This window comes from Kitasatospora paranensis, from assembly GCF_039544005.1.
GTDB lineage: Bacteria > Actinomycetota > Actinomycetes > Streptomycetales > Streptomycetaceae > Kitasatospora > Kitasatospora paranensis.
Window position 1 is genome coordinate 6451348 of the sequence record NZ_BAABKV010000001.1, and the last position, 16160, is coordinate 6467507.

The following is a 16160-nucleotide window of genomic DNA, read 5'->3' on the forward strand; positions in this document are numbered from 1 at the left end:
GCACCCGGTGAGCCCGCATACCGTCCTCCCGGCCGAGCCGGGCACCATCGGCGTCGCCGAGACCGCGGCCGACCGGTCCGCCGAGGGCGGCGATCCCGCGAATACCGCGGCCGTCGCCGCACCGGCCGCCACCGATCCGACCACCGCCGCACCGCCCGCGCTGCCCGGCCTCCCGCGGGCGCTGACCACCCGGGCCCGCACCCTCGCCGGCGCCGTCCGCCGCCGCTGCGCCGCCCTGGCCGTGATGGAGTCCCCCAGTGGTGACGCCCCCCGCCTGGACGCCCTCGCCGAGGAGCTGTCCGCGGGTTTCCGGGCCACCGGTGCCGCCGTCCGCCGCGAGCCGGGCCCGGCCGGGGACCACCTGCTCGCCGAGTGGCCCGGCCAGGACGACTCCCTGCCGCACCTGCTGGTGGTCGGCCACCACGACACCGTCTGGCCCGCCGGCACCCTCGCCGACTGGCCCGTCGAGGAGCGGGACGGCCGGCTCAGCGGCCCGGGCGTCCTCGACATGAAGGCCGGACTCGCCGTCCTGGAGGGCGCCTTCGCCCTCCTCGCCGACCTCGGGCAGCGCCCGCACCGGCCCGTGCGGCTGGTCGTCGTCTCCGACGAGGAGGTGGGCAGCCCGGACGGCCGGCGCCTGGTCGAGCGCCAGCTCCCCGGCGCCGCCGCCGTGCTCGGCCTGGAGCCGCCGCACCCCGACGGCCGGCTGAAGACGGCCCGCCGCGGCTCCACCCGGGTGCTGCTCTCCGTCACCGGGCGGGAGGCGCATGCGGGCAACGCGGCCGCCGAGGGAGTCTCCGCCGTGGACGAGCTGGTCGACCAGTTGGTCGCCGTCCGCGGACTGGCCCGGCAGCCGGGCACCGAACTGAACACCGGCCGGATCACCGGCGGCACCCGGGCCAACGTGGTCGCGGGCCGCGCCGAGGCCGAGCTGGGGCTGCGCTTCTCCACCGCGGAGGCGCAGCGCCGCGCCCTCGACACCCTCGCCCACCTCACCGCCCGGCGGCCGGGCGCCAAGGTGCGCACCGAGGTGCTCTCCAGTCGCCCCGCCTGGCCCGAGCGGGACGGCAACCCGCTGCTGCGGCACGTCCGCTCGCTGGCCGCGGCGCTCGGCCAGCAGGTCGACGGCGCGCCGGCCGGCGGCGCCGGGGACACCAACCTGGCCGGTGCGCGCGGCCTGCCCACCCTGGACGGGCTGGGGCCCGTCGGTGCCGGTCCGCACGCGCGGCACGAGCACGTGGTGATCGAGCAGCTCCCGCAGCGCATCGCCCTGCTGGCGGCGCTGCTGGCCGTCCCGCTTCCCCGCCTGCGCGAGCGCGGCTGACGACGGCGCCGGCCCGGGGCGCGCCGCCCCGGACCGGCGCCGACCGGCCCGCAGGCCCGCACGCCGCTCTCCACCCCGCCCTGACCGGCCCATGACCGGACCGTGACCCGCGTGCCTTGTCAGAGCGCCGTCCTCGCGTACAGAATGGAACCGACCGAACGGTCAGTCGGGAGGTGGGTGGAGTGACGGCAACAGAGACCGACGTGGCGGCCCTGGAGGCACGCTTCGACGCGGTGGTGGCCGCCGAGCAGCGGATCGAGCCGCGGGACTGGATGCCGGACGCGTACCGCGCGACCCTGGTGCGCCAGATCGCGCAGCACGCCCACTCGGAGATCATCGGCATGCAGCCGGAGGGCAACTGGCTGACCCGGGCGCCCTCGCTGCGCCGCAAGGCCACCCTGCTGGCCAAGGCGCAGGACGAGGCCGGCCACGGCCTGTACCTGTACGCGGCCGCCGAGACGCTCGGCGTCGACCGCGCCGAGCTCACCGAGAAGCTCGTCGACGGGCGGCAGAAGTACTCCTCGATCTTCAACTACCCCACGCTGACCTTCGCCGACGTCGGCGTGATCGGCTGGCTGGTGGACGGCGCGGCGATCTGCAACCAGGTCCCGCTCTGCCGCTGCTCCTACGGCCCGTACGCCCGGGCCATGGTGCGGGTCTGCAAGGAGGAGTCCTTCCACCAGCGGCAGGGCTACGAACTGCTGATGACGATGATGCGCGGCACCACCGCCCAGCGCCGGATGGTGCAGGACGCCGTGGACCGCTGGTGGTGGCCGTCGCTCATGATGTTCGGCCCGCCGGACGACGACTCGCCGAACACCGCCCGGTCGATGGGCTGGCGGATCAAGCGGCACACCAACGACGAGCTGCGCCAGCGCTTCGTCGACATGACCGTCCCGCAGGCCGAGCACCTCGGTGTGACCCTCCCCGACCCGGCCCTGGCCTGGAACGCGGAGCGCGGCAGCTGGGACTTCGGCGAGCCCGACTGGTCGGAGCTCAAGCAGGTGATCAAGGGCCAGGGGCCGTGCAACGCGCAGCGCGTCGAGCGCCGCCGCGCGGCCCACGAGGACGGCGCCTGGGTCCGCGAGGCGGCCCTGGCGTACGCACAGAAGCAGGCCGGGCAGCGGCAGGCCGAGCAGAAGCGGAGCGCACAGTGACCGGGACCAGGGCCGACTGGCCGCTCTACGAGGTGTTCGTCCGCCCGCGGCGCGGCCTCAACCACGTCCACGTCGGCTCGCTGCACGCCTCCGACGACCGGATGGCGCTGCTGGCCGCCCGCGACCTCTACACCCGCCGCAACGAGGGCGTCAGCCTCTGGGTCGTCCCCTCCGCGGCGATCACCGCCTCCGCGCCGGACGAGCAGGACCCGTTCTTCGCACCGAGCGGCGACAAGGTCTACCGCCACCCGACCTTCTACGACATCCCCGAGGATGTCCCGCACATCTGAGCCGCAGGGGATGCCGAGATGACCGACGACCACGTCTACCTGACCCTCTCCGAGGCCGAGCCGGAGCCGGAGGGCGAGGCCCGCTGGGCGTACGGCACCGGCTTCGCCGACCCGCTGCTGGGCGTCGACACCGCCCTGCCGGGCGGCGTGGACGGCGCCGACCTCGCCGCGTACTGCCTGATGCTCGGTGACGACGCCCTCGTCCTCGCCCAGCGGCTGACCGAGTGGTGCACCCGGGCACCCGAGCTGGAGGAGGAGGTGGCGCTCGCCAACCTCGGCCTCGACCTGCTCGGCCAGGCCCGCCGGCTGCTCACCCGGGCCGGCCAGGCGGACGGCACCGGCCGCACCGAGGACGACCTCGCCTACTGGCGCGAGGACCACGAGTTCCGCAACGTCCGCCTGGTCGAAGTCCCCAACGGCGACTTCGCGCACACCGTCGCCCGGCTGCTGGTCTTCGCCACCGCCCGGCACGCCCTGTACGAGCGGCTCGTGCAGCACCCCGACCCGGTGCTCGCCGCGGTCGCCGCCGGCGGCGTCAAGGAGCTCGCCTACCACCGCGAGTGGGCGCTGGAGTGGCTGCTGCGGCTCGGTGACGGCACCCCGTACTCGCACGGGCGGATGCAGGCCGGGCTGGACGCCGTGTGGCCGCTGCTGGACGAGCTGTTCACCCCGCACGAGGTCGAGCTGCGGCTCGGCACCGATCCGTCCGGCCTGCGCGGCCCGGTGCTGGCCCGGCTCGCCGCCGACGCCGAGCGGGCCACCCTGACCCTGCCGGACACCCCGGCGATGGCCCGGATCGGTGGCCGGGCCGGCCGCGACGGCGTCCACACCGAGGCGCTCGGCCTGCTGCTCGCCGAGCTCCAGGTGGTCGCCCGGGCACACCCGGGGGCGACGTGGTGACCGCCGCCGCGCATCGCGCCTGGGAGGTCGCCGCCGCCGTCCCCGACCCCGAGCTGCCCATGCTCACCCTCGCCGACCTGGGCGTCCTCGCCGACGTCCGGGAGGAGGCCGGCGCGGTGACCGCCTGGATCACCCCCACCTACTCGGGCTGCCCGGCCGTCGCCGAGATGGCCGCCGACGTGGACGCCCGGCTGCGGGCGGCCGGCTACCCCCGGGTCGAGGTCCGGCTGCGGCTCGACCCGCCGTGGTCCAGCGACCTGATCAGCGCCGAGGGCCGCCGCAAGCTCGCCGAGGCCGGCATCGCGCCGCCGCAGCCCGGCGCCGCCGCGGGTCTGCTCCGGCTCGGCCCCACCCGGCACGCCGTGTCCTGCCCGCAGTGCGGCTCCCCCGACACCGAGGAGCTGTCGCGCTTCGGCTCCACCGCCTGCAAGGCGCTCTGGCGCTGCCGCGCCTGCCGGGAGCCCTTCGACCGGATCAAGGAGATCTGATGGCCGTCCGCCGCCCGACCTTCCACGAGCTGCGCATCGCCGAGCTGGAGCCGCTCTGCGAGGACGCGGTCGCGGTCACCTTCGAGGTGCCGGACGACCTCGCCGCGGACTTCGTCTTCCGGCCCGGGCAGACCCTTACCCTGCGCCGGCTCGTGGACGGCGCCGACGAGCGGCGCTCCTACTCGCTCTGCTCGCCGGTCGGCGGCCCGCTGCGGATCGCGGTGCGCGAGGTGCCGGGCGGCCTGTTCTCCCGCCGGCTGGTGCGGGACGCGAAGGTCGGCGAGCGCGTCGAGGTGCTGCCGCCGACCGGCCTGTTCACCGCCGAGCCCACCGAGCGGGCCGAGCACGTCCTGGTCGCGGCCGGCTCCGGGATCACGCCGATGCTCTCCATCGCCGGCTCGGTGCTGGACGGCCACCCCGACTCCCGGGTCACCCTGCTGTACGGCAACCGGCGCAGCGACACCGTGATGTTCGCCGACGAGCTGGCCGACCTCAAGGACCGCCACCTAGGCCGCTTCCAGCTGGTGCACGTGCTCTCCCGGGAGAGCCGCGACGCCGAGCTGCTCAGCGGCCGGCTCGACCCCGAGCGGGTGAAGGCCCTGGTCGCCGCCCTGGTCGAGGTGCCGGCGGTGGACCACTGGTGGCTCTGCGGCCCGTACGGCATGGTGACCGGAGTCCGGGAGCTGCTCGCCGAGCTGGGCGTGCCGGGCGAGCGGGTGCACCAGGAGCTGTTCCACGCGGAGGACGAGCCGGTCGCCGAGCGGGCCGAGGAGAGCGTCCCGGGTGACCTCAGCGAGGTCACCGTGGTGCTCGACGGCAGGGCCAGCGTGCTGTCGCTGCCGCGGGACCGGTCGATCCTGGACGGTGCCCAGCGCTCCCGCCCCGACCTGCCGTTCGCGTGCAAGGGCGGAGTCTGCGGCACCTGCCGGGCGCTGGTCTGCGAGGGCGAGACGGAGATGCGGCGCAACTTCGCGCTGGAGGAGAAGGAGGTCGCGGCCGGCTACGTGCTGACTTGCCAGGCCCGTCCGCTCTCCGACAGGGTCACCGTCGACTACGACCGCTGAGCGGGCACCGGCGCCGCCGCCGGTGCCCCGAGCAGCCGGACGATCTCGTTGACCGCCGCCCGGCCCGCCCGGTTGGCGCCGACGGTGCTGGCCGACGGGCCGTACCCGACGAGATGGATCCGCGGGTCGGCGGCGGCCCGGGTGCCCGCCATCCGGATGCCCCCGCCCGGGCCGCGCAGGCCCAGCGGGGCCAGATGGGCGACCTCGGGCCGGAAGCCGGTGGCCCAGACGATCGCGTCCACCTGCTCCTCGTGCGCGCCCAGGGCCACCCCGTGCGCGGTCAGCCGGTCGAACATCGGGCGGCGCTCCAGCACGCCCAGCTCCGCGGCCCGCCGGTACGCCACCGACGGGCCCAGCCCGGTCACGCTCACCACGCTGGCGACCGGCAGACCCTCCCGGACCCGCTGCTCGACCAGGGCCACCGCGGCCCGGCCCGCCTCCGGGGTGAACGGGCCCTCGCGGTAGACCGGCGCCCGGCGGGTGAACCACAGGGTCTCGGCCAACGCGCCGACCTCCGACAGCACCTGGATCGCCGACGCACCGCCGCCGACCACCGCGACCCGGAGACCGGCGAACTCCGCGGGCCCGCGGTACTGCGCGTAGTGCAGCTGACGGCCGGTGAAGTGCCCCGGGTAGTGCGGCAGGAACGGCCGCGTCCAGGTGCCGGTGGCGTTGACCACGGCCCGCGCCGTCCACACCCCGCGGTCGGTCTCCACCCGCAGCTCCCCGCCGGGCAGCGGGCGCACGGCCCGCACCCGGACGGGGCGCACCACCGGCAGGGCGTGCTGCGCCTCGTACGCGGCGAACCAGCCGGGCACCACCTCGCGGGCCGGTGCCTGCGGGTCCGGCTGCGGCAGTTCGACGTCCGGCAGGTCGTGGAAGCCGTGCACGGTGGCCATCGTCAGCGACGGGGAGCGGTGCGCCCAGGCACCGCCGGGGGCGTCGTCCGCGTCCAGCACCACGAAGCCGGTGTACGGGGCGAAGCCGCGGCGGCGCAGGTGGTAGGCGGCGGACAGCCCGGCCTGCCCGGCGCCGATCACCACGACGTCGACCGCTGCGGGCTCGATGGTTGCACCGTGAACAGTCACGTGCGTGAAACATCTGCGGCGGCCGGCCTGTTCCCCGGCGCCGCGGCCGGGGTCAGGCGACCGGGGCGATCACCGCGGCCGTCCCGTAGGCGCAGATCTCCGTCCCGACGTCGGCGGCCTCCGACACGTCGAAGCGCATCATCAGGATCGCGTTCGCGCCGCGCGACCGGGCCTGCTCGACGAGCCGCTCCATCGCCTGGTTGCGGCTCTCCACCAGGGTCTTCGTCAGGCCCTTCAGCTCCCCGCCGACCAGCGACTTCAGGCCCGCCCCGATCTGGCTGCCGATGTGGCGGCTGCGCACCGTCAGGCCGAACACCTCCCCGATGATCCGCTCCACCCGGTGCCCCGGGACGTCGTTCGTGGTGACCACCAGCACGTCGGCGTCCGGGACCTGCCCGCCGCCGTAGTCCTCGAGTTTGCTCATGGCACCACCATCGGTGACGACCCGTCGGGGTGGGGCGCGGCTCGCCGGGATAAGGTCCCGCCGTGCAGAACACCACGTCGGACGGGGGAGCGCGGCACGTGGCCGTCGGCATCCTCCAAGGGCTCGGTCTCGCCGCGCTCGTCGTCGTCCTCGCCGTCGCGGGGCTGTTCACCTGGCTGGGCCTGCGGCCCGACGTGGTCGAGCACCCGTCCCGGACGGCCACCGCCCGGCTCGGCCTGCTGCGCGGCGACCCGCTGATCCCCGCGCTCGGCACCAGGTTCGGCGTCACGCCCGCGGTCTCCGCGGAACAGTGCCGCGACACCCCGGACGGCCGCCGCCCGCCCGACCTGTACGCCGAGTTCGCCGGCCCGGCGGCCGGACCGGCCCTGGACCGGGCCGCCGTGGTCGCCCTCGGCCGCGGGGCGGGCTGGCAGCCCGAGGACGTGCCGGTGGCCGCCCCCACCCTCGGCGACTCCTCCACGGTGCCCCCGATCGATCTGTCGCCCTTCGGGCCGCCGCCCGTGGTCACGTTCCACAAGGCGTTCGGCGACTGGCGCGGCACCGCGATCGTCACCTTCGAGGGCCCCGGCGCCACCGTCGAGATCGACGCCTCCGAGGACGACGCCTGCCCGTGAGCGGGCCCGGCGGGCTCCGCCCGGAACCCGGCACGGACAAGGTGGCGGACACCGGTGATTCCGGGCCCCCGGTGGCCGTACTGTAGGCGCATGGGAGAGCGAAGCGATCATCCCCAGGGGCCGGGCGCGGCGGAGGACTCCGGCGCGCAGGAGATCGAGGCGACGGTGGTGCTCGGCATCCGCATCACCGACTGGCCGACACTGCGTGCCGCCGCGCTGGCGGCCGTCGACGAACTGGAATTCGACGGGGTGGATCCGGCCGGCCAGCGCGCCGACCTGCTCCGCGAAGTCGCCGAGGACCCGAACGCCGCCCTCGGCGTCCTGCTCCACCCCGACCGTCTGGTCGCCGCCGTGCCCGGCATCGAGGCGCTCGGCGGCACTCTGGAGATCAGCGTCACCGACGATTTCGCCCCCGACTTCGCCGTCCTCTTCCCGCTCGACGCGGAGGACGGCGACGCCGGGGACTGGACCCTCACCCCCCGGACCGCCTGCCTGCTCCACACCCAGCTGGTCGGCCTCGCCGACGCCGCCTACGACGACCTCGACGAGCACGAGGACGACCCGGTGATGGGCGGGGACGAGAACGACTGGGCGGTGTTCGCCCGGCTGCCGCGCCGCACCTGGGCGCTGCACCGCACCTGGCGGCGGGCCTTCGCCCGCGCCTTCGACGACCTCGCGGAGGACCTCGCCCTCGGCGAGTGGCCGCTGCCGCGCTGTCTCGCCGAGGAGCTCGCCCTGCGGCTCGCCCTCGCCGACGCCCGCGGGCTGCTCGGTGCCCAGCCCGAGTCGGTCGCCGACATGATGGGCGACCTGCCCGCCGATCTCTACGACTACGACTGGGAGGGCTGCGCCGACGAGCTGTTCGGCGTCTACGGCCCCGACGAGGGCGACCCCGACCTGGACGCCGCCGACCGCGCCGACCAGCTGCTCGCCGCCACCCATCCCGAGGGCTGGTTCCTCTTCTACGAGGACGCCGAGGAGCGCGACCCCCAGCGCGGATACCGCCGCTGAGGCTCCCGGGGCTGCTGGCATCCTGGTGGGGTGAGCTCACCCTTCGACGCACCCAGCAGCCCCGAACAGCCCGTCGACCGCGACAGTCGGGAGCAGTACGTCCTGCCCCTGGTCGTCCGGATCGAGCGGGCCGACCCGCCGGCCCGTACCGACGCCCTGGAGACCTCGGCCCGCGCGGTGCTGACCCTGCTCGCCGACCCCCGGGTCACCGAGGACGGCGGCGCCTGGGCCGAACGGGTGCTGGCCTGGGAGGACGCCCGGATCCGCAAGGTCGTCCGCCGGGCCCGCGGCGGGGAGTGGCGCAAGGCAGGCGAGCTGCCCGGGATCACGGTCACCGGCGCCGCGGCCGAGGTGCGGGTCTTCCCGCCCGTCCCGCTGGACGGCTGGCCGAAGGAGCTGGCCAAGCTCCAGGTGTCCGGCACCGACCTCGACGACCCCGCCGAGCCGGCCGCCCCCGCCGACGGCCTCCCCGTGCTCTGGCTCAACCCCGACCTGGAGATGAGCGCCGGAAAGACGATGGCCCAGACCGGCCACGCGGCACAGCTCGCCTGGTGGCGGCTGGACGACACCCGCCGCAAGGAGTGGGCGGAGAGCGGCTTCGCCCTCGCCGTCCGCACCGCCGCCCCCGAGGCCTGGGCCGCACTGACCGCGAGCGGCCTGCCGCTCGTCCGCGACGCCGGTTTCACCGAGATCGCCCCCGGCAGCTGCACCGTCGTCGCCGACCACCCCGCCCTCCGGTAGGACCCTGCCGGGCGGCCCGGCGGGAACCGGGTCCGGGGATACGTCGTCCCCAACCACGGTGAGCGCAGACGACCCGGCCGTACCCGCCCTGACGTACCTCAAGGCCGCACCGGCACCGTGGAGCGCCTGGGACATCCCGGGCCGGCGCGACGACCGCCGGCTGCGGAGCTTCTTCTGCCGGTTCCTGCATCCGAACGCCGGCCTCGACCTGGCCGAGGAGAAGCGTTCCCTGGCCCGGGACCGGTCCTACGCCCGGCAGCTGCGGGCCGCACTGGAACACCTCCTGGAGCAGCAGCCGGCCACCCTGGGAACCTGGCAGTCCGTCACCCGGCACGACATCCACTTCTGCTCCGAGGGCGAGCTGTACGGCCACCTGCTCGACCTTCACGCCTTCCTCTTCGGCGACCGGCCGACGCCGCCCGCCGACCCGATCCCGACCGGACGCCCCCGCCCCCGCACCGGACCTGCTGGGACAGCTGCACCCGGTAGCCCGCGGGCCCGGCAGCCGGCGATCGCCGTCGGCCGCATCCCCGGGCCGGGGCGGCCCTGCCGGAGCAGGACCGCCCGCGGCCCGACCCGCAGTACCGGCCGATCGCCCTGCGGCGGGACTGATCCGCCGTCAGGCCGGGCGGGCCCGGACGGCGAGCCGGGCCTCGGCGAGGGCCAGGCCGGTGACGGAGACGAGCAGGACGGCGGTGCCGGCCGCGGCCGCCGCGCCCAGGTGCTCGCCGAGCACCAGGACGGCGATCACCGTCGCACTGGCCGGTTCGATCAGGGCGATCACCGAGGCGGTGGTGGCCCGGACGACCGCCGCGCCGGCGAAGTACAGCCCGTACGCGAGCGCGGTGGGCACGGACGCGAGGTAGACCAGCAGCAGCACCGTCCGGCCCAGGCCCTCGGCCTGCGGCCAGATCCCCTCCGCCGCGGCGAACGGCAGCATGCAGACCGCGCAGACCCCGAACGACCACAGCGTCGTCTCCGACGGGCTCTGGGCCTCACCGGCCCGGCCGAGCCGGCGGGTGTAGAGCGTGATGCAGCCGTACCCGGACGCCGACAGCAGGGCCCAGAGCACCCCGGACGGCCGGACCTCGCCGCCGCCGGTGTCGCCGAGGACGAGGACGGCCAGCCCGGTCAGGGCGCCGCAGACGGCCACCGCCCCGGCCCCGCCGAGGCGCTCGCCCATGGTGAGCCGGGCGCCGACCGCGATCAGCACCGGGGCCGACCCGAGGGTCACCACGGTGGCGACCGCGAGGCCGGTCTGCTGGACGGCCACGAAGTAGGCGGCCTGGAAGAGCGTCAGGCCCAGTCCGTTGACGAGGATCCGCGGCAGCCGGCGCCGCCACGGCAGGGCCGGGCGCCCGTCCCGGCCGGATCCGCCGGTGAAGGGGCGGACGGCCAGCAGCAGGACGACCCCGCCGATCGAGCGCCAGAAGGTCAGCGCCAGCGGCCCGAGGCCGCTGGTGCCGTAGAGCAGGGCGGCCGCGGCACCGGCGGTGCCCCAGGCGGTCGCGGAGAGCGTGATGTAGAGCAGGCCCCGCCCGACGGGCAGGGGCGTACGGGAAGCAGACAAGGGTGTTCTCCCACAGAGGCATCGGTCGCGTGGTCCCGTCTGCGGGCGGCGCCGACCGGCCCGGGGGCAGGGGCTCGTCTCACGAGCCCTCGTCCGGGGCTGGGGCTTGTCGGACAAGCCCGGGGTCCTCCGTGGCCTGGCCGCCCGCTCAGGCGGCGGGCGGGGGCAGAACAGTCAGCTGCATGGCGCCACCCTACACACGGCGGGCGGCGGGGTGCGTCAGGGGCGGACTGCCAGGTCGTGGCCGGTGACGGCGCGGGCGTAGGCGTGCAGGGCGGTGATCACCTCGGCCCGCGTCCGGCGTCCGGCGAGCACGTCCATCTGGTAGCCGTCCTCCATGGCGACGAAGCTCGCGGCGAGCAGCCGCGGCGGGTCCTGGAGGGTGAAGTACCCCTGGGCCTGGCCGAGGACCAGGATGCCCGAGTAGACGGCGATCTGGCGTTCGGTCAGCGCACTGTCGAGGGCAGCGGCCTGCGGGTCGCGCAGGCAGCGCGGCCAGTACTCGAAGAGCAGCCGGGTCAGGGCGTCGTCGGGGCCGGAGGCGACCCCGTGGTCGATGCAGGCCCGGAGCCGGTCGCGGGCGTCGGTGAAGCGCTCGGCCGCCTCCTCGCGCTCCTGGCTGTAGCGCTCGATGGCCCGCTGGTACGTCTCGTGGACGAGCCCGTCGAGGTCGCCGTAGTAGAGCACCGCGGCGGGGGTGACCCCGGCCTCCTCGGCGATGTCGCGCAGCCGCAGGCCCTCCAGGCCGCGGGCCATCAGGGCGCGCTGCACGGCCCCGCTCAGCTCGGCCCGGCGGGCCTCCCGGTCTCTGCCCCTCTTCGCCGCCACGCCGTTCTCCTCCATGCCCTTGTTCCATCTTCGTTTAACGATACAGGTGCAGGTATTGACGGGGGAGTGGCCAGCCTCTTAAATCCACGTTTAACAAAACCGACCCCCGAGGAGCCCGTCGTGACCACCAATCCGACCGACACCGGCCCCAGACCCGACATGCCACCCGCCGGACCCGTGCCACCTGCCGTACCCGCCGCACCGGCCGCCTCCGCCGTGCCCGCCCCGGCCGGCAAGGGGCTGCGCGGCGGCTCGGTGGGCCTGCTCGCCTCCGTCGCCCTCGGCCTGTCGTCGGTGGCCCCCGCCTACAGCATCGCGGTCACCCTCGGCTTCGTGACGCTGGTCGCCGGGCACCTCGCGCCGGCCGCCCTGCTGCTCGGCTTCGTCCCGATCCTGCTGACCGCCTTCGCCTTCCGCGAGCTCAACCGGGAGATGCCCGACTGCGGCACCACCTTCGTCTGGACCACCCGCGCCTTCGGGCCCCTCACCGGCTGGCTCGCCGGCGGCTGGGTGGTGCAGATCGCCACGCTCCTGGCGATGACGGCGCTCTCCCAGGTCGGCGCCGGCTACCTGCTGGGCCTGGTGGGCCTGCACGCGCACGGCCCGGCCGTGCCGGTCACCGCCGTCCTGCTGCTGGCCGCCGTCACCGCGGTCGCCCACCGCGGCCTCCAGCTCGCCGCCTCCGTCCAGTACGTCCTGCTCGGCCTGCAGCTGCTCGCGCTGCTGGCGTTCGGCGTCGCCGCCCTAGCCCGGCACGGCGCCGAGCCCGTCTCGGTCGCGTGGCTCGACCCCACGGGCTTCACCGGCTTCGGCCCGTTCGCCGAGGCCGTCCTGCTCTGCCTGTTCATCTACTGGGGCTGGGATGCGCTGATCACGGCCAACGAGGAGACCCGCGACGGCGACCGGATCCCCGGCCAGGCCGCAATCATCTCCACCGTGGTGCTGCTGGCCACCTACCTGTTCACGGCCTTCGCCGCGATCGGCTTCGCCGGCACCGGGACGGCCGGCGTCGGCCTGGGAAACCCGGACAACGCCGCGGACATCCTCGCCTCGCTGGCCCCGCCCGTGCTCGGCACCGCCCTGGCCAAGGTGATGCAGCTCGCCGTCTGCGTCTCCGCGGTCTCCGCCCTGCTCACCTGCCTGGTCGGCAGCTCCCGCGGCACGCTGTCGATGGCCGCCCACGGCGCGCTGCCCCGCGCGTTCACCCGGATCCACCCGCGCCACCGCACCCCCGGCTTCGGAACGGTCTTCTTCGGGGCCGCGGCCGCCGTCCTGCTGGTGCTGCTGACCGCCGTGTCGGACCGCTTCCTCGGCGACGCCATCCTCTGCATCGGCCTGCTGATCGCCTGCTACTACGGCACCACGGCGCTCGCCTGCGTCTGGTACTTCCGCAAGCGGCTCCGCGACTCCCCGCGCGACCTGCTGCTGCGCGGCGTCCTGCCGCTGCTCGGCGGCCTGATGATGCTGGCGGCCTTCGCCCGCAGCGCGTACGACATGGAGGACCCGGCCTACGGCAGCACGTCCTTCCACGGCGTCGGCGGGGTCTTCCTGCTCGGCGCCGGCTCGATCGCCCTGGGCGCGCTGGTGATGCTGACCGTCCGCGCCCGCTTCCGCCGCTTCTTCCGCGAGGGCCGTACGGCCGTCACCGAACTCACCGTCACCGAGGACTGAGAGACCCATGCGCACACTCGCCGTCGCCGCCGTCCAGACCGTGCCCGTGCCGCTCGACCCCGAGGCCACCTGGGAGCGCTTCGCCACCCAGGTGCGGTCCGTCCGCGAGCTCTTCCCGCACGTGCAGCTCGTCGTCGTCCCCGAACTGCTGCTCGCCGCCGAACCGCCGCTGCTGGCCGAGGCGCCCGCCGACTGGATGCAGCAGGTCGCCGCCCCGATCCCCGGCCCGCTCACCGACCGGATCTGCGCCCTCGCGGCGGAGACCGGGCTCTGGCTCGTCCCGGGCAGCCTGTACGAGCGCACCGGGGACGGCACCGTCCACAACACCGCCGTCGCGGTCTCCCCGCAGGACGGGATCGTCGCCCGCTACCGCAAGATCTTCCCCTGGCAGCCGTACGAGAAGACCGCGCCGGGAACGGAGTTCACCGTCTTCGACATCCCCGGCGCGGGCCGGGTCGGGCTGGCGATCTGCTACGACGGGTCCTTCCCCGAGACGGTGCGCCAACTCGCCTGGCTCGGTGCGGAGATCGTCATCCAGCCGACCCTCACCCCCACCCGGGACCGGGAGATGGAGCTGGTCTGCGCCCGCGCCAACGCGTGGACCAACCAGGTCTACGTCGTCAACGTCAACGCCGCCGACCCGGCCGGCCTCGGCGGCAGTGCCGTGGTCGACCCGGAGGGCCTCGTCCGCCAGCAGGCCGGCCCCGGCGAGGAGGTCCTCGTGGACGTCCTCGACCTGGACGCCGTCACCCGCGTCCGCCGCTACGGCTCCACCGGCATCAACCGCCCCTGGGCCCAGCTCGCCCGCTACGGGGGAGCATTGAACTTCCCATGTACGGAGGCACGTTCCGGACCCCCGCCTGGGCCGCCGAGGAGTGACCGCCCGGCTCCTCAGTACCAGCGGACCTGACCGGCCGCGCCCCGGCCGGTGCGCGCGGCGTGGCGGAGGACGCGCAGCGGCCCGTCGAGGAGTTTGTCGGCGTCGTGGTCGGGATCGTCGCCCAGTCCGGTCATCCACGCCCGGATCCGCTCGACCGCCTCCCGCCGCCGGCTCCCGGTCAGTCCGAGGGCTTCCTCGGCCGCCGGGAGCCGGTCCCGGACCTCCCCGGAGTCGAGCAGGAAGTCACCGAACCAGCCCGGCAGTTGCAGCACCGCGTCGGGCCCGATCGCATACGCGAGGGCCGAGAACGGGCTCGCCTTGCGGGCCGAGACCGCGAACAGGCCCTCGCCGTCGGGCGGGAAGTGATCGACGACGGCGTCGCGCAGCGCCTCCACCGGACCGGAGTCGTCGTGGCACCCGTCGAGGAACGCGCTCAGCCGGAAGGCCTCGTCGGCCGTCCACTGCCCCGGAACACCCGGGCGGGCGCTGAACAAGGGCTCCTGCGCGCTGCGCCGCCACCGGGCCAGCCCTTCGGACACGCCGGTGCGCACCGGCGGCGGCGTCGGCGGCGCGGTCCGGACGGCGGTGCGCAGCAGCTCCCGGATCCCCTCGTCGGGGACGGCGCCGATCACCCAGGCTCCCATGACGCTCACTTCTGCCTCCGACCTCCGGCCGCCGCTGTGCAGCCGATTCTGCCCGATCGGCAGGTCGGACGAGCCCCGGCGGGGAGCCCGGCGGGGGAGCCCGGCGGGGAGCGGCGCGGCGGGCCGGGCGTACGGTGGTCACCCGGTCCCGCCGTGGGGTGGGGCCCTGGTGGAGGGGGTTGCCGGATGGCCGGGTTCGAGGGGTTCGACGTGGTGCGGCGCGGCTGCGAGCGGGCCGCCGTCGACGCGTACCTGGCCGCCCTGCAGGCGGGTGCGCCGGTCGGGCCGCCGGAGTTCGCGATGGTGCGGCGCGGGTACGACCCCGCGCAGGTGGCCGCCCGGATCGCCGCGCTGACCTCGGCGGGCGGGGCCGGTCAGGCCGGGTAGGCGTGGGTCTGGGCGGCCTTGACGGCGGCCCAGACCTCGGTGCCGGGGGCGAGGTCGAGTTCGGCGGCCGCGGCCGGGGTGAGGTCGGCGGCCAGCGGCAGCGGGCCGGTGAGGTCGACCCTGACCTGGTCGCCGTGCAGGTCGAGGCCGGCCACGGTGAGCGGCCAGGCGTTGCGGGCGCTGGAATCGGGGCGTCCCCGGTGCAGGGTCACGGCGGCGGGCGGGAAGGACACGAAGGCCGGCCCGGTCAGCTCGTCGGCGGTGCTGAGCGCGGTGCCGTCGGGCAGCGTGACGGTGTGTCCGTCCGCGGTGCCGCGATAGAGGTTGAGGCCGACCAGGCGGGCGATGTAGTCGGTGCGCGGGTGCCGGGCGATGTCGGCGGGGGTGCCGGCCTGCACCTGCCGGCCGTCCTCGATCACGACCAGCCGGTCGGCGAGCACCATCGCGTCCAGCGGGTCGTGCGTGACCAGTACCGCGACGGCCTCGAACTCCGCCAGATGCCGCCGCAGTTGGGAGCGGACGTCGAGCCGGGTGCGGGCGTCCAGGGCGGCCAGCGGCTCGTCCAGCAGCAGCAGCCGGGGCCGGACGGCGAGGGCGCGGGCGAGCGCGACCCGTTGCGCCTGCCCGCCGGACAGGCTGCCCGGCCGGGCGAGGGCGTGGTCCGCCAGGCCCATCCGCTCCAGCCACGGCCGTGCCTCGGTGCGGGCGGCGGTCCGCCGCAGGCCCCGGCAGCGCAGCCCGAACGCCACGTTGTCCAGCGCGCTGAGGTGCGGGAAGAGCAGGTAGTCCTGGAAGACCACGCCGACCGGCCGTTCCTCTGCCGGGGTGTGCAGGCCGCTCGCCGGATCCTCCAGCAGCGTGCCGTCCAGGCTCAGGTGCCCGGCGGTCAGCGGCAGCAGGCCGGCCAGCGCCCGCAGCGCGGTGGACTTGCCGGCGCCGTTCGGCCCGAGCAGGGCGACGACCTCGCCGGGGGCCGCGGTCAGGGACAGGTCCAGCCGGAAGGCGGCCCGTTCGACCTGGAGGCGGGCGTCGAGGGCGGCCATCGCGGTCTCCGGTGG

The 16160-nt window shown here is 75.6% G+C and carries 18 protein-coding genes; 12 read left to right on the plus strand and 6 right to left on the minus strand.

The window, feature by feature from the left end; translation table 11 throughout:
- The first annotated feature begins 7 nt into the window (after positions 1–7).
- The 6 genes from ABEB13_RS30700 to paaE all read left to right on the plus strand — a co-directional run bounded on the left by ABEB13_RS30700 (position 8) and on the right by paaE (position 5223).
- A complete protein-coding gene (locus tag ABEB13_RS30700) occupies positions 8–1324 on the plus strand; it encodes a M20 family metallopeptidase (RefSeq protein ID WP_345708064.1) in 1317 nt (438 codons plus the stop codon).
- Positions 1325–1506: 182 nt separating this feature from the next.
- Complete coding sequence (gene paaA / locus ABEB13_RS30705) at positions 1507–2481, plus strand: 1,2-phenylacetyl-CoA epoxidase subunit PaaA (protein ID WP_345708065.1); 975 nt, start codon at positions 1507–1509, stop codon at positions 2479–2481.
- The gene (paaB, locus tag ABEB13_RS30710; RefSeq protein ID WP_100887807.1) at positions 2478–2771 is read left to right on the plus strand and encodes a 1,2-phenylacetyl-CoA epoxidase subunit PaaB; all 294 of its coding nucleotides are present in this window, start codon (positions 2478–2480) and stop codon (positions 2769–2771) included. Before paaA ends, paaB begins: the two co-directional genes overlap by 4 nt.
- Before the next feature lie 18 nt (positions 2772–2789).
- Entirely contained in the window at positions 2790–3671 is an 882-nt protein-coding gene (gene paaC, locus ABEB13_RS30715; protein ID WP_345708066.1) for a 1,2-phenylacetyl-CoA epoxidase subunit PaaC, read from the plus strand.
- Complete coding sequence (paaD, locus tag ABEB13_RS30720; RefSeq protein ID WP_345708067.1) at positions 3665–4159, plus strand: 1,2-phenylacetyl-CoA epoxidase subunit PaaD; 495 nt, start codon at positions 3665–3667, stop codon at positions 4157–4159. Before paaC ends, paaD begins: the two co-directional genes overlap by 7 nt.
- Positions 4159–5223: a 1,2-phenylacetyl-CoA epoxidase subunit PaaE gene (paaE, locus tag ABEB13_RS30725; protein ID WP_345708068.1), complete on the plus strand. Its 1065-nt coding sequence runs from the start codon at positions 4159–4161 to the stop codon at positions 5221–5223. The genes paaD and paaE overlap by 1 nt, the downstream gene beginning before the upstream one ends.
- Here paaE and ABEB13_RS30730 read toward each other — a convergent pair.
- Both ABEB13_RS30730 and ABEB13_RS30735 read right to left on the minus strand, forming a co-directional pair.
- Complete coding sequence (locus ABEB13_RS30730) at positions 5211–6311, minus strand: FAD-dependent oxidoreductase (RefSeq protein WP_345708069.1); 1101 nt, start codon at positions 6309–6311, stop codon at positions 5211–5213. The two genes, paaE and ABEB13_RS30730, sit on opposite strands and share 13 nt — an antisense overlap.
- 52 nt (positions 6312–6363) lie before the next feature.
- A complete protein-coding gene (locus tag ABEB13_RS30735) occupies positions 6364–6735 on the minus strand; it encodes a YbjQ family protein (RefSeq protein WP_345708070.1) in 372 nt (123 codons plus the stop codon).
- 62 nt (positions 6736–6797) lie between these two features.
- On the opposite strand from ABEB13_RS30735, the gene ABEB13_RS30740 reads away from it, so the two are divergent.
- The 3 genes from ABEB13_RS30740 to ABEB13_RS30750 all read left to right on the plus strand — a co-directional run bounded on the left by ABEB13_RS30740 (position 6798) and on the right by ABEB13_RS30750 (position 9122).
- Entirely contained in the window at positions 6798–7370 is a 573-nt protein-coding gene (locus ABEB13_RS30740) for a hypothetical protein (protein ID WP_345708071.1), read from the plus strand.
- A gap of 90 nt (positions 7371–7460) precedes the next feature.
- Positions 7461–8381, plus strand: a complete 921-nt coding sequence (locus ABEB13_RS30745; protein WP_345708072.1) for a hypothetical protein — start codon at positions 7461–7463, stop codon at positions 8379–8381.
- A gap of 30 nt (positions 8382–8411) precedes the next feature.
- On the plus strand, positions 8412–9122 hold the full coding sequence (locus ABEB13_RS30750; RefSeq protein ID WP_345708073.1) for an aminoacyl-tRNA hydrolase: 711 nt from the start codon (positions 8412–8414) through the stop codon (positions 9120–9122).
- Between the two features lie 619 nt (positions 9123–9741).
- Here the strand turns inward: ABEB13_RS30750 and ABEB13_RS30755 are convergent.
- Both ABEB13_RS30755 and ABEB13_RS30760 read right to left on the minus strand, forming a co-directional pair.
- Entirely contained in the window at positions 9742–10692 is a 951-nt protein-coding gene (locus tag ABEB13_RS30755) for a DMT family transporter (protein ID WP_345708074.1), read from the minus strand.
- 219 nt (positions 10693–10911) lie between these two features.
- Entirely contained in the window at positions 10912–11535 is a 624-nt protein-coding gene (locus ABEB13_RS30760) for a TetR/AcrR family transcriptional regulator (protein ID WP_345708075.1), read from the minus strand.
- A 105-nt stretch (positions 11536–11640) separates the two neighbouring features.
- On the opposite strand from ABEB13_RS30760, the gene ABEB13_RS30765 reads away from it, so the two are divergent.
- On the plus strand, positions 11641–13191 hold the full coding sequence (locus tag ABEB13_RS30765) for an APC family permease (protein ID WP_345708076.1): 1551 nt from the start codon (positions 11641–11643) through the stop codon (positions 13189–13191).
- Between the two features lie 7 nt (positions 13192–13198).
- Positions 13199–14101 carry a carbon-nitrogen hydrolase family protein gene (locus ABEB13_RS30770; RefSeq protein ID WP_345708077.1) on the plus strand — a complete coding sequence of 301 codons (903 nt, stop codon included), beginning with the start codon at positions 13199–13201 and terminating at the stop codon, positions 14099–14101.
- On the opposite strand, the gene ABEB13_RS30775 is transcribed toward ABEB13_RS30770, so the two are convergent.
- Positions 14083–14724, minus strand: coding sequence for a hypothetical protein (locus ABEB13_RS30775; protein ID WP_345708078.1), 642 nt, complete (start codon positions 14722–14724; stop codon positions 14083–14085). The genes ABEB13_RS30770 and ABEB13_RS30775 overlap by 19 nt on opposite strands.
- Before the next feature lie 177 nt (positions 14725–14901).
- Between ABEB13_RS30775 and ABEB13_RS30780 the strand changes: the two genes are divergently transcribed.
- Positions 14902–15102: a hypothetical protein gene (locus ABEB13_RS30780; RefSeq protein WP_345708079.1), complete on the plus strand. Its 201-nt coding sequence runs from the start codon at positions 14902–14904 to the stop codon at positions 15100–15102.
- Here ABEB13_RS30780 and ABEB13_RS30785 read toward each other — a convergent pair.
- Complete coding sequence (locus tag ABEB13_RS30785; RefSeq protein ID WP_345709881.1) at positions 15090–16145, minus strand: ABC transporter ATP-binding protein; 1056 nt, start codon at positions 16143–16145, stop codon at positions 15090–15092. The two genes, ABEB13_RS30780 and ABEB13_RS30785, sit on opposite strands and share 13 nt — an antisense overlap.
- Positions 16146–16160 lie beyond the last annotated feature (15 nt).

Coding starts and splice junctions, on each gene's coding strand:
- ABEB13_RS30760 (WP_345708075.1), bottom strand. CDS start 11,535: ATGGAGGAGAACGGCGTGGCGGCGAAGAGGGGCAGAGACCGGGAGGCC.
- paaC (WP_345708066.1), top strand. CDS start 2,790: ATGACCGACGACCACGTCTACCTGACCCTCTCCGAGGCCGAGCCGGAG.
- ABEB13_RS30785 (WP_345709881.1), bottom strand. CDS start 16,145: ATGGCCGCCCTCGACGCCCGCCTCCAGGTCGAACGGGCCGCCTTCCGG.
- ABEB13_RS30735 (WP_345708070.1), bottom strand. CDS start 6,735: ATGAGCAAACTCGAGGACTACGGCGGCGGGCAGGTCCCGGACGCCGAC.
- ABEB13_RS30770 (WP_345708077.1), top strand. CDS start 13,199: ATGCGCACACTCGCCGTCGCCGCCGTCCAGACCGTGCCCGTGCCGCTC.
- paaE (WP_345708068.1), top strand. CDS start 4,159: ATGGCCGTCCGCCGCCCGACCTTCCACGAGCTGCGCATCGCCGAGCTG.
- ABEB13_RS30780 (WP_345708079.1), top strand. CDS start 14,902: ATGGCCGGGTTCGAGGGGTTCGACGTGGTGCGGCGCGGCTGCGAGCGG.
- ABEB13_RS30745 (WP_345708072.1), top strand. CDS start 7,461: ATGGGAGAGCGAAGCGATCATCCCCAGGGGCCGGGCGCGGCGGAGGAC.